This is a genomic window from Chamaesiphon sp. GL140_3_metabinner_50 (genome assembly GCF_025361915.1).
Lineage (GTDB): Bacteria > Cyanobacteriota > Cyanobacteriia > Cyanobacteriales > Chamaesiphonaceae > Chamaesiphon.
In genome coordinates this window covers 1-13,162 of record NZ_JANYJC010000347.1, presented here as the reverse complement: position 1 = coordinate 13,162, position 13,162 = coordinate 1, and the positions used below count along the sequence as shown (strand labels likewise).

Below are 13,162 nucleotides of genomic sequence, written 5' to 3'. Positions count from 1 at the left end.
AATACGGTTGCAAACCCCTTGGCAGCAAGAATCGTCTGATCAGTCATAATTCAGATACGCTGACGGCATTTCAACAGCGGTTCCGATCGAACATCGAGGCATAATTCAGGTCGATATCTAGCCCAGAATTGTTACAATGCGAGAAAGTGCGATTGCCATGTCAATTCTAGCTAGCATTGTTTTTCCAGATCAACTCTTTCGCCAACATCCAGCACTAGTTTCGGGTAAAATTGTTTATCTAGTTGAAGAGTGGTTATTTTTTAATCAATACAACTTTCATCAGCAAAAATTGTTACTGCATCGCGCGACGATGCAGATGTATGCAGATTACCTGACTCAACAAGGCTATGAGGTGCGCTATATTCCGGCGACGAGTGCGGAATGCGACATTCAGAAGCTGATGCCCATTATTGCTAGTGAAGGGATCGGCGAACTCCACTATGCAGATGTGGTGGATGACTGGCTGCAACAGCGGTTGACGGCGGGAGCGCAGCAGCATGGCATCGAATTACGCAAGTACCCAACGCCAAAATTTTTGGAAGATCCGGCGGAAATCTCTGCATTTTTCGATAAGCGCAAAAGCTATAAGCAGACGGACTTTTATATCGACAGACGCAAAGAGCGGGAGATTTTAGTAGATAAAGCTGGTAAACCGTTGGGCGGAAAATGGACGTACGATGTCGATAATCGCTTAAAATTTCCTAAGGGTCGATCGGCTCCAGTTTTAGATCTACCTGAGTTGAATGGGTACGTGCGGGAAGCTCAGACTTATGTGAGCGAGCATTTTGGCAATAATTATGGCTCGGTGGAGCAGCCATTCGCAGCGGGTTTTTACCCGACTACTTATGACGAGGCTGATGAGTGGCTGACAGACTTTTTAGAGGTGCGGTTTGCTGATTTTGGGGCGTATGAAGATGCGATCGTCTTAAATGAGACGGTTTTACATCATTCCGTATTATCGCCGCTGCTCAATACCGGATTACTACTGCCCCAACAGGTCATTGACGCAGCTTTAAAGATGGTCGATAAGGTGCCTTTAAATAGCCTAGAAGGCTTCATTCGGCAGCTAATAGGCTGGAGAGAGTTTATCCGGATTACATACGATCGCCGGGGACGCAGCCAGCGTACGCGCAACTATTGGGGCTTTACTCGCCCGATTCCTAAAAGTTTCTGGGAGGGAACGACCGGAATTTTACCGTTAGATGCCACGATTAAGAAAACACTTAAAAGCGGTTATTGTCATCATATCGAGCGGCTGATGGTAGCGGGTAATTTTATGCTGTTATGTGAGTTCGATCCCGATGAGGTATTTCGCTGGTTTATGGAGATGTTTGTCGATGCTTACGATTGGGTAATGGTGCCGAATGTGTATGCGATGAGCCAGTTTGCCGATGGTGGTGGGATGTGTACTAAGCCCTATATCAGCGGGAGTAATTATCTGATGAAGATGAGCAATTATCCAAAAGGTGATTGGCAACCAATTTGGGATGGTTTGTTCTGGCGATTTATGCACGTCCATCGCGATTTCTTTTTGAGTAATCCGCGATTGGGGATGTTGGTGAAAACTTTCGATAAAATGGCTCCAGAGAAGCAACAGCAGCATCTATTAGCAGCGGAACAGTTTTTAAAAAGCCTCGATGGTGGGGCTTAATAATTACTAGATAGTTAGTCAGCGGTTGAAACCGCCGCTAGTGTTGCAAAGTCCGCCTACGCGGACTAGTATACGATCGATGATTCATTAACCGAACCGTATTTGGCTATCTTTCCTAACCTCGATCGATCGGTTTAATGGTATATGTCAGTGAATCACTCTTAGCCGGATTGTTCATCCCTAATGCTTTCCAATTAGGTAGGTGGCTGAATGAAATATTTACAGATCCATCTATTGACTTAGCAATCCATTTTTCTCCCTGACAGACTTTCGATGGTAGATTAAACTCTTTAGCTGCAAGATCGGCATTTTCCCCGGTGGCTAATTTAGCTTTTACTTGTCTGACACTAGTTGTTAGTTCCCATAGTAAATCTTGTTTGATTACTTTAGCATATTGACTGGTTAACAGTGTGGGTGAAATCGTAGCATCGTCAAAATCTAATTGCGATTTGATGCCACTTTGTCCATCTGTGCGACAGATATTTTGATTGCGCCAATAGGTGATACCTTTAGTAACTTCTTGATGCCGATCGACTGCGGCTAATCGTAAGCGAGGATGAATTAAATAGGATAATTTTGGAATAAAGCGTGATGGACTATCATAGTTAACTGCTAATAAGCGATCGAATAAATCTGCATTTAACAGGAACTTATTAGTCACGATCGATTCATATTCGATCGCACCAATCATTTGCGCGTGACGTTCGCGAGTAAATAAGTTGTCGCCCCATCCTTGCGGCAATCGGGCATTTAATTTCGCCACAGGTGTATCTATCTGCCTAACGAATCTCGATATTCTACTTTCACCGATGATGCTAGTCAACTGTCCCATTAATGACTGCTGAGATTGAATCGATTGCTGAAGTTTTTCGAGAGTAGCTAAATTCTTGGAAAAATCGGTGTTTGGCTGCTGTTGCCGATCCAACATCTTTAAAATAGTTAAACTTTCGAGATGCGAGATCCCCATAGTATCGATCTTTTGTGTGAATAGGGGACTATTGTCAATTTTTGGATCGCTCTGGGCGATCCATCCGTCGGTACCCCATTCTGGGAGTGGATTAGTTGCCAGATGAGTTTCGATCGCATCTAGATCGGCTTGATGATTTTTAAGATAAGTTAATATTTTAGCGGGAATTGGTTCGACCGAATCTTCAGTTTTATCTGACTGTTTATTAAGAAAGGTATAGAGTGGTACTTCGATCGATTTCCAATCGTCGATCGCGGCTGTTGTCGATTTAACTTTGACTTCGCTACCATCGCCAAATACGTTAACAGATAGTCCTAATTTAGTCATTAAAGCTTGTAACTCAATTGCCGATTGATTCGGTGCTTGCTGAGGATGTTGACTGATATAAGCAGCGATCGCTTGTTGTAATGGTTGCTCCTGTTCGGCGGCATAGATATTTCCACCAATTAGATAAATGCTCATTGTTAATGCGATCGAGCCGATAACCCAGCACCAAACTTTAGTAAGTTCGCGGCGCGGACGAGATAATTCTTTTTCTAATGCTCGGACTAATATATGTTCTGTCCCAGCTAATTCTCGGACTCGATCGAGTATTTGAGCTGTATGATAATAGCGGGATGCAACTATAATATCTTTGGCATCTGCTGTTTTAATAGATAAGTATCTAATTCCAAATAGATGACAGTGTTTTAATAAAGTAATTTCTTGCCAACCGATAGACTTTCGACGATACCGAAGATCGACAGCAGAGATATTTTCTGCTGTTAGGATGAGGTCGGATTTTTTAATTGTGAACCATAGTGCCAATAGTTCTACTACTAATAAACCTGAAGAAAACCCGATCGAAGTTAGTATGGCTTCATTCGTAGATATGATATTGAAAAAAGCAAATATTCCAAAAGTAAAATTACCTAAAATAGTAACGGCTATAGTATAAGCAAGATAAGGAAAAAGTAATAGTTTAAATCGATACTCGATCGGAGCCTGTGCAGGCTTTTCTAGAGAGATTGTTTTTTTGCGCCGCATGAGACTATCGATCGCTAGATTACCCAGTTATTATGCCCAAATGACTGGCGATCGATGCTATTTTTGGGTATTACCAATTTTTTCATTAAGCTTAATCGTACCAGAGGCGATCGCTTGTCCAATGAACGCTTTGATAAAGTCTTCCTTGCGATTTAATTGAAACTGTTGCTGTACGGCTTCTGCCATGCCACCATCGCCCCACGATCGATCTTGGCGGAAGTATTCGATAAAACTGCGTCCAGCAATTCGCGTTAGATAGGCGGCGGTAATGCCTTGAATACCTTTGCCTAGCGCGTAGGTAGTGACGTTAATAGTCAGAGCCGCAGATAATAGTTGAATGGCACCTTTAACGATGCCCAAACTAGTCAGGGTTTTACCGAGAGAGAGGGCTAATTCTTGAGCGGCATCTTTATTTAAATCGCAGCCATAAATCTTACCGATCTCGATAATCATCTGGGTATTAATTGCGGCGGTTGCCAGAAAATCGACTACTGGTAAGGGGGTGATGGTAACAACTCCCGCACCGATCCATTGAAACCGATTGACGATCCGATCGGCTTGACGACGGCGTTGTTCGTCGATTAGTTGCCTTGCTTCGGCTCCTAGCCGCTGAGATTGCAGTAAAATGTTGTCGGCGACCAATTCTTCGCCTTCGGCTCTGAGAACGGCAGCTAGACGGCGGATCAGGGGCAATATATCGGGGTCGGGAGTAAAGATTTCGCCCGATTATAGTCGGACTGGTTGGGGGTTAGCGGCGATCGCGATGACATCTTGGGGGTCGATCTCGCTCTGGACGCGGTTTTGAAGCTGGGCGACAATTTTTTCGCGATCGGATGGTGGATATAAATCGGTTTTGTTGAAGATGAGCAGCGATCGTTTGCCGATTTGAGCCAATCCCATCAGGGGGATATATTCCGACGATCGCAGGTCGTTATCTACGACAAATAATAACAGATCCGCAGATGTTGCGAGTTCTCTGGCGATCGCTTCTCGTTGCGTACCTTCGATGCCAGCTTCTAAAATGCCAGGGGTATCGGTGAGTAAAATCTGACGATCTAAGCCTTTTAATTCGAGCGTGTAGGTTTCCCCTCTAGTTGTCGTCCCCATCGGCGCGCCGACTTCGCCAACAATCCGCCCGATAATGGCGTTAATAAGGGAAGTTTTGCCAGCCGAACCAGTGCCGAATACGACGACGCGAATTTGTCCCCGCGCTAAGTTTTCAGCGATTTCTCGCGATTTAGCCAGCAGAGCTTGACGGGTGACTTCATCTTGAATTTGTTGGAGCTGAAGATCGATAGCCGCCAGACTAGCAGTGGCGGCGGCAGTTTTTTCGACGGGAACGGTGGGTAATGGTTGGGTTTTGACGCGCGATTTACCCCACCAACCTTGAAAGATCCCCAGATAGTAAATTATTGCCGCGATCGCGATGCCAATTAATATTAAAATGCCGATTAATAGCGGTGTGGCTAACCACGGTGTCGTCCAACTAACTTGGACGTATAAGGCATATAGAGAATTAATCAGCCACAGTGCCAAAATTGCCGTGGTAATTCCAGCAATCGCGATCGACCAAGAACGGGGTAAACGCATATTTGAATTAATAGCGATCTACTAATCATCCTAGTCGATCGCCACTCGATCGACTAACCTAAAACCTAAAACCTAAAGCCTAAAACCTAGAGAGGTACTTGCCAGACTTGAATCTCGCCATAGCTACCTGTCGCAACCGTGCGATTATCAGCACTAATGGCAACCGATAAAATCGGTCGATCGTGTCCAGAAATAGTATGCACGAGTTTACCATCGCTCAGATTCCAGATCTTCACAGTCCGATCGTCTCCACCACTAATAATTGTCCGCCCATCGGGGGAAAGTGCCAAGCAACCGATCGGTTTAGAATGACCGATGAGGGTAGTTATTAAATTACCCGTGGCTACTTCCCAAATTTTAATCGTGCAATCGTGACTGGCACTGATAACTTTGGTGCCGTCAGATGAAATGGCAATGGCACTAATCCGACCGCTGTGACCTAAGATCGTTTTGAGCAGCCGTCCTTCTTGCAAGTGCCACAACCTGACTGTATAGTCGCTGCTGCCGCTGGCGACTAGTTGTGCCTGTTGGTGAGTCGCTACGCAAGCGACGTTTTGCAGATGACCCGCACATTGATGAATCAACAGCCCATTTTGGGGCTGCCAAATTTTGAGCAGCGCATCATTACCACCCGAAACGAGTCGTTGACCGTCATTAGTGAGAGCGATGGCATTAACAGCAGATTTATGGTCGAGGAGCTGCGGTAATTTGGTTCCGGTAGTCAATTGCCACCATTGAATCGTCCCATCTAGACTACCACTGACGATCGTCTCGGCATTGGCAGTTAGTAAGACACTATAAACCCAATGACTATGACCGAGTAAGTTATGAATTAGTTTACCATCAGATCGCCGCCAAACCTTGACAGCATCATCGATATGGGTAATGTCGCCATGCCCACTGACTAGCCACTGACCATCGTTACTAAAAGCCAGACTGTAAATCTCGCTATAATAGCCCGTTAGCTGCTGAACTAATTCGAGTCGATCGTAAGCAATTGCCTCCGGCAGAGGAATCGCGGTTAGTCCGACTGTCAGATCGGCTTGGGCAAGCATATTTGTGGCTTCGGTATCGGCCCAAGTTTGAGAAATTCCTGCCAATTCTGATGAGGTGAGGGTGACGTGTGCCAGCCGCTGCCAACTTGATGCAGGTGCGGCAATTTGCTGACAGATCGTGGGCAGACAGCTTGCCGATGGCACGACTTTTTCGATCGCTTGGAGTCGTTCGCGGGCATCTCTAACGGCTAATTGGAGCGATTTACCACTAGAAAAAGCTTTGAGAAAGAGTTTGACAAATTCTTGAGCGACTTGATCTTGCACGGCTTCGCGCATGACAATTAGGTTGGGAATTTGCAGATCGACTAGCTCTCCAGCTAAGTCTAAGCCCTCGCCACAGTTAAGGATGAGGAGTTTTAAACCCCGTTGAACTGCCATCCTAATCCGATACTTAAATTCGGCAATGCCGATCGTATCGTGATGATTGATGTAGATCCGATGATTGGGGAGATAGCCAGAAATATAACTGCTAAAAAAGATCGCACTCCAAGATTTTTGGCTGATGGCGTTGACAAAATCGGCATGACTCGGTGCGACAATGAACTCAGATTTGGTATAGGGTAGTGCATCTAGATATGCTTTAGATCGATCGAGTTTGATCCCTTGGGCACTCGTGAGCATCGAGAGGACGGATATTTCTAATTGCTCTTCAGATGCGGCGCGATCGGAAATCGTCGGAATCAGCGACAGGCTGACTTCTGACTGGGGATAGCGATCGAGTAATGGTTGCCAAATCGAATTCCAGGGTAGTTTTAAGAGAATTTTAGAACGGCTGCGAACGATCGTCTCGATTTCGACTTCAGGATCGATCGTCGTTGCTAACCGCTCGCGGATGGTCTGGAAGCCCGGTGAACCGTACCATTGATGGAAAGTAGCTTGGAGCATCGCGCCAGCGTCCAGACAGTCGTTAATCCGTTCTGGCACCAGACTGACTGCTTTATTACTCATCAAGCGATGATTTTGCGGATCTAGCCGTCGATAGCGAGATTGCCATTCTTGATACTGAGACATCATCTGTGGCAAATCTGGAAAAGTTACGACTGCTTGTGTCAGTAGTTGCCCAGTTGCCGCGAGAACGGTCATTTCTACTTGCAATACCGCTCCAGATTGAATCTCTTCAGCGGTAAAGATAACTTCCTTACCCCAAATCTGCGATGCAGAAGATCGACCCACCGAAGCAGTGTTACTCTCCTCGCGCACCTGACTATCGCCGCCCGTCGCTGGATAAGCGTACAGCGGCTCCATTTCCTGACACAGGAAATTAGCAACAGTATAGTAATTAGTACTGTGATTGAGTCTGATCACAATCCGGTAGAGCAAATATTTTAGCTCGACGATCGAATCATAGCGATCGCGTAACTGTTGGATATAGCTTTTGAATTTAGCCGTACTTAGTTGTTGTGCTTCATTGCTCCAATTATTGGTACACGCACAAAATACCAGTTTTTTAATTCTGGCAATGTGATTGCTTTGTTCTAGATTGTGTACGATCGCATCCAGCATCCCCGACTCCCAATTAAGACTTCATTCTCTCGCACAGGCGGTTGTGCTACCTTAAATCCCAGCTCCAATATCAACCGATCGAAGCTGTTAAAATTTAATGCTTAACAACATTAAAAAACCAGCCACATTCGATAATTTTTAGATAACTAGTAACAATTGTAGCTTGGATTTCCAACCCAAGTCTGTCGATCGTTAGCACCATCGCAACCTGAATAGGTTGACACTTAGCGACCGATCGATGAAATTAACTGTCTTATCTATTATTCCCAACATCCGCACATTCTCTATCATCTGTTACCGATTGAATTTTAGTAGCTAATAACTAATGATTTGCCAGTAGTGGCTCCTTGGGGTAACTAGGATTGTTAGAATTTTAGGTAGACTCTTAGCCCATCACCTATGACTGGGTAGCGATCGCGGCTGCATTGAGAGATGATAAGCTCAGATCTCGATCTCATTTGCCGCACTCGTTTTTAACTCCCTCCTCTCGATCCCCCTATCCGCTGTTGATGTTATGAAAATTGCTAACGATATTACTGAATTAGTCGGTCGCACGCCACTAGTGAGACTCAACCGCATTCCACAGGCTGAAGGCTGTGTGGCGAATATTGTGGTCAAGTTAGAAGGTATGAACCCCGCTTCATCTGTCAAAGATCGGATCGCGGTAAATATGGTCGAAGCTGCCGAAAAAGAAGGCTTGATTACGCCGCACAAAACAATTTTAGTCGAACCCACGTCTGGCAATACAGGCATCGCCCTCGCGATGGTGGCAGCGGCAAAGGGCTATAAATTAATTATCGCCATGCCCGAAACCATGAGTCTGGAGCGACGAGCGTTATTAAAAGCTTATGGTGCCCAATTAGAACTCACATCTGGTAGTGAAGGGATGAGTGGGTGCATTCGCCGCGCTCAAGAAATTGTCGATAAGACACCTCATGCTTATATGTTGCAACAATTTCGCAACCCTGCCAATCCGCAAATTCATCGAGTGACTACTGCCGAAGAAATTTGGGCTGATACCGATGGAACCGTCGATATGGTTGTCGCCGGAGTCGGTACGGGTGGCACGATTACCGGAATAGCCGAGGTACTCAAAGCGCGCAAGCCAGAATTTAAAGTTATTGCCGTCGAGCCAACTAATAGCCCCGTACTATCTGGCGGCAGACCGGGGCCGCATAAAATTCAGGGAATTGGCGCGGGGTTTGTCCCGCAGGTACTCAAAATCGAAGCCATCGATGAGGTAATTGCCGTCACCGACCAGCAAGCGATCGAATATGGACGTAAACTAGCAAGAGAAGAAGGACTATTATCGGGGATTTCGACAGGTGCAGCTCTATGTGCCGCGATCGTCGTCGGTCGTCGCCCTGAAAATCGCGGTAAACTAATTGTCATGATTCAGCCCAGCTTTGGCGAACGTTATCTGAGTACGCCACTATTTCAAGACCCTGAAGTTAAGACTATCTAGTCTCGCTCTCATCGTAATTACCGCTTAAACCCTAAAACCTAACCCCTAAAACCTAATCTCTAAAGCCTAAAGCCTAAAGTCTAGATCGATGTCAGAAACGCACTATCAAGTTCTCCAAATTTCCCCTCAAGCCACCGCTGATGAGATCAAAAAATCTTATCGGCGGTTGGCTAAAGAATTTCATCCCGATGTTAATGGCGGCAAAATTAATGCCGATTTCATTATTAAGCTGAATGCTGCCTATGAAGTATTAGGCGACGAGCGACAGCGCAGAGCCTACGATTATCAGTTTTCACCAGCGGTAACCATTCCCCGCCAACAATCCGATCCGCATCACTCTCCCCGTCGCCCAAAGACGGTGGGACGAGAAATTGATGAAGATTTAATCTTGTGGCTAAATCAAGTTTATCAACCGATAAATCGGATGGTAAATTGGATTATTAAACCGCTCAAGACTCAAATTCACGAACTTTCTGCCGATCCCTTCGATGATGAATTGATGGCAAGTTTTGAGCTATACATCACTAATTGTCAGCAACATTTACAGAAGATTGATAAGATTTTTCACTCGATGCCCAACCCGTCTTTACTTGCCGAGGTTGCAGCTAATTTATACTATACGATCGATCGCGTTTCTGATGGTGTTAAAGAATTAAATTTTTACATCACCAGCTACAACGAAAGCTATTTGTACGATGGCATTGAGATGTTTAAAATCGCAGCTCAGTTGCAGAAAGAAACTAATAAGAAAGTCAAGAGTTATAAATAGAGATGGGAGATGGAGTTCGGAGTTCGGCGTTCGGAGACAAGAGTAATGCTATCCACTATCCACTTTCAAAACCAATCTCCAACGACTCATCACCAGTAAACTAATGAGTGAATTTATCTTTCATTTGGCATTCCCGATCGAGAATATTCCAGACACTAAAAAATTCTATGTCGATGGCATGGGTTGTACCGTTGGCAGAGAGACAGCTAATTCGATAATTTTAAACCTATACGGAAATCAATTAGTCGCCCACATTACCAACGCAGATTTACCACCCCAAACCGGAATTTATCCCCGTCATTTTGGGATTGTCTTCCCGACTTTAACCGATTGGCAAGGATTACTCGATCGCGCGACATCGCAACGGCTAAAATTTTATCAATCGGCAAAACATCGCTTTCCGGGAGCAATTACCGAACATCGAACTTTCTTTTTAGAAGATCCTTTTGCGAATTTATTAGAATTTAAATATTACAGTCATCGCGAAGCCATTTTTGGAGCAAACGATTTTACTCAAATTGGCGATGTAACGGGTTGAATTAGTGCTGAGTGAATAGCTGTTAAAACCCGCCCGTCGGCTAACATTAACGGATGAGCGACAACTGGGAATTGTAACTCTGTCCCAATCCCTAACTGGGAACTACTAGGCGGTAAAATAATTAAATCGAAAGGTGTCCATAAGGATGTAAAATTCAGTTGCTTCAAGCGATTGACATCTTTACTCAAATCGGCAATAAAGTTGCTATTAGGGCGCATTTGCATACAACCAGTCCGCCCAGAAAAATTGGCGGCAATCGTGCCACAATGGGGAGTAGAAATCGTAATAAATCGATCGACGCGATCGAGTCCACCCAGCCGTTGGATATAATAACGTGACACCAATCCACCCATGCTAAATCCTAGCAAGTCAATGCGCTGGTGCGGCTCAAAAGTGCGATCGATTAAATCGGCTACTTGTCCTGCTAATATTTCTAATCTAGTATCGCCAGTATTAGCATCGAGATCGATATCGGCGACTTGCCAACCTAAATCTTGCAAGTAGCTAGAGATTTTACGCATATTGTAGCTGGTATCCATTATGCCATGCACTAGCAGAATCGGGTTGCGTCGGTGGGGAGTGGTGTTAAAATTAGATGAGGTGGTGCTTTTAATTGCCACGATGAGTGAGCCTGTCAATGTGTTAATGTCAATTTTAGACTGGCTAGAAATCGAAGTTCGATTGGTTCGTGACAGTTTCTAAAGTGGCTCAAAGATGAGGGCTAGTAAACTTTTGTTAAGCTTTGTCAGCTTATCTTGCACTTGCTAGCGGTCAAATTTGATAATTTACTTCTATGTAATGAGAGAGATAATTTACCGTGTTTTTTAAAAAGTTATTTGGTCGTAAAAATGATGGCTTCTATCTCCAGTTAGAAGATGAAGATGCTTCATCTAAACCCGAAGCGAAAGCCAAAGCGAAAGCCACCGAAGCTAAACCTGCGGCTGCGCCAACGCCAGCACCTGTGGCTACTGTGGTAAAAGAGGCGGCACCAGTCGCAGCACCAGCAACAGCCGTCGCACCAGCAGCAGTCGCCGCAGCAGCTACAACTACTGCACCAGCAGCTAAAGTTGACAAAAAGGCAGCCAAAGCCGAGAAAAAGGCTCCCAAAAATGCGGAAGCCCCCAAAGTGGAGGCTCCAAAACCTGTAGTTACCGCACCTGCGGCACCACCGATTACCAACTTCGCAACAGATTATCTAATCAAACCATCGTCTAATAGCAGTCGTCGTCTTCCGGGGGCGAATATGCGCGGATTTTTAGAGCTAGCACGCCAAGTTGAAAAGCCTAAAGGTTTCAAAAATGCTGCCGCCGAGCGCAAGCCTGGTAAATAGTTTTAAAATTGAAGTAGGGGTAATGTCTTGTCTCGCTAAACCGTCGGGAAACCCGACGAGCGCGAGCCGCTTCATGAATTACCCCCTACTACCTCAACGCTAGCTGCGATCGCGACACATCGATAGCGTACTGTAAAGATGAAAAGCTCGATCCCAATTACTATCGGCACGACGTAATAATTCAAGGTGTGGTTCGATTCTGCCGATCGCTTCTGGATAACCGATCGCGGTATCGGCAAACGGCGTAAAATTATTCTGGTGCGGAATGTCGGCTAATCGTTCGCTAATTTGAGCCATGACATTCTTCCAATTATCGCGACTGGTAGCCGGAATGCGCTGAGTATTTGACAATCCACCCAAATCTTCATTAACTCGATCGCGATGCTGATGAAGTGACTGCTTATACTCAGAAAAATCGTAAGTTTGCGAACATAATCTAAAGATACTGCGGCGATCGCCCAATTGTAAATCGCAGACATGCACGTAGTCGAGAATTTTTGGTTTGCGGTAAGTCCGATTGTGCGCGTCGATTTCCATCACTTCTTCAAAAATTGGCAACATGCCACTGACTAACTGAGTGACTTCCGACCAGTTAAAATTAAATGTCCGCAGTTCGCTGCGATCGTCGCGACAAACGATCGTACCTTGTGGATGAAAAGATCGCACATGCCCTACCTGAAACACAAAGACTTGCTTTAGATCCTGTTGTGAGACGCAAAAGCACGGAATTTCGGCTTGAAGCAATCGATCTCGATAGAATTCTAATTCGCTCATCTTTCCCAACCGATATAATCGCCACCCCCGGCTGGGAATCTGAAGTCTGGCACTGTATGGATCTAGCTCCATAATTGCCGCAAACTTGGCGACTACAGCTTGCTTGTGTTCTGGAGCTATCGGTTCTAGTACCAAAAAGCCTGGGGCAGAATTTTCCTCAATTCCAGCTCTAGCTTGCGCTAGCGCATCTGCCTGAATTTGCGATTGGATCTGCTCGATTCTTTGAATTCCTTGACGTGCCTCGGTAGTAATTTTAAGATTAACAGCATGTTGGAGCAACATCCGATAAATTTCGAGCGCATTATCGAGCCGATCTGTTGCTTCTTGTAATTTTGCTGAGTACAGTTGAACTTGGTGGTCGTCTGGCTGTTGCTCGACTAAGACGGCAATTAATTTGGCGGCAGTCTGATAGTCCTGACGATTTAGGGCAGAAGCCGCTTGCTCTAACATAACTTTAAAGGAATTAGTGGCATGGAATAATCTTGACAACTCAA

At 45.3% G+C, this 13,162-nt stretch carries 10 protein-coding genes and 1 pseudogene; 6 read left to right on the top strand and 5 right to left on the bottom strand.

The annotated features are described in order from the left end of the window. Nucleotides 1–136 precede the first annotated feature (136 nt). Nucleotides 137–1,651 (top strand): cryptochrome/photolyase family protein, encoded by a 1,515-nt coding sequence (locus Q0R35_RS17060; RefSeq protein WP_295621182.1) that lies wholly within the window; start codon nt 137–139, stop codon nt 1,649–1,651. A 115-nt stretch (nt 1,652–1,766) separates the two neighbouring features. On the opposite strand, the gene Q0R35_RS17055 is transcribed toward Q0R35_RS17060, so the two are convergent. The 3 genes and pseudogenes from Q0R35_RS17055 to Q0R35_RS17040 form a co-directional block, all read right to left on the bottom strand. After that, nucleotides 1,767–3,644: a hypothetical protein gene (locus Q0R35_RS17055; protein ID WP_295621179.1), complete on the bottom strand. Its 1,878-nt coding sequence runs from the start codon at nt 3,642–3,644 to the stop codon at nt 1,767–1,769. 57 nt (nt 3,645–3,701) lie between these two features. Continuing rightward, nucleotides 3,702–5,234: pseudogene (locus tag Q0R35_RS19615) on the bottom strand (GTP-binding protein). Nucleotides 5,235–5,320: 86 nt separating this feature from the next. Continuing rightward, nucleotides 5,321–7,792 carry a WD40 repeat domain-containing protein gene (locus Q0R35_RS17040; protein ID WP_295621170.1) on the bottom strand — a complete coding sequence of 824 codons (2,472 nt, stop codon included), beginning with the start codon at nt 7,790–7,792 and terminating at the stop codon, nt 5,321–5,323. A gap of 514 nt (nt 7,793–8,306) precedes the next feature. On the opposite strand from Q0R35_RS17040, the gene cysK reads away from it, so the two are divergent. The 3 genes from cysK (at nt 8,307) to Q0R35_RS17025 (ending at nt 10,564) form a co-directional block, all read left to right on the top strand. Next, nucleotides 8,307–9,257, top strand: coding sequence for a cysteine synthase A (cysK, locus tag Q0R35_RS17035; protein WP_295621167.1), 951 nt, complete (start codon nt 8,307–8,309; stop codon nt 9,255–9,257). An 88-nt stretch (nt 9,258–9,345) separates the two neighbouring features. Then, nucleotides 9,346–10,026 carry a J domain-containing protein gene (locus Q0R35_RS17030; protein ID WP_295621164.1) on the top strand — a complete coding sequence of 227 codons (681 nt, stop codon included), beginning with the start codon at nt 9,346–9,348 and terminating at the stop codon, nt 10,024–10,026. Nucleotides 10,027–10,129: 103 nt separating this feature from the next. After that, nucleotides 10,130–10,564, top strand: coding sequence for a VOC family protein (locus tag Q0R35_RS17025; protein ID WP_295621161.1), 435 nt, complete (start codon nt 10,130–10,132; stop codon nt 10,562–10,564). Here Q0R35_RS17025 and Q0R35_RS17020 read toward each other — a convergent pair. Further along, on the bottom strand, nt 10,540–11,085 hold the full coding sequence (locus Q0R35_RS17020) for a lipase (protein ID WP_295621158.1): 546 nt from the start codon (nt 11,083–11,085) through the stop codon (nt 10,540–10,542). The genes Q0R35_RS17025 and Q0R35_RS17020 overlap by 25 nt on opposite strands. Before the next feature lie 19 nt (nt 11,086–11,104). Here Q0R35_RS17020 and Q0R35_RS17015 point away from each other — a divergent pair, with 19 nt between their 5' ends. Then, nucleotides 11,105–11,266: a hypothetical protein gene (locus Q0R35_RS17015; RefSeq protein WP_295621154.1), complete on the top strand. Its 162-nt coding sequence runs from the start codon at nt 11,105–11,107 to the stop codon at nt 11,264–11,266. Between the two features lie 115 nt (nt 11,267–11,381). Continuing rightward, nucleotides 11,382–11,894, top strand: a complete 513-nt coding sequence (locus Q0R35_RS17010; protein ID WP_295621151.1) for a hypothetical protein — start codon at nt 11,382–11,384, stop codon at nt 11,892–11,894. A 99-nt stretch (nt 11,895–11,993) separates the two neighbouring features. On the opposite strand, the gene Q0R35_RS17005 is transcribed toward Q0R35_RS17010, so the two are convergent. Next, nucleotides 11,994–13,162: hypothetical protein (locus Q0R35_RS17005; RefSeq protein WP_295621148.1), on the bottom strand; the 1,169-nt coding region annotated here is incomplete at its 5' end.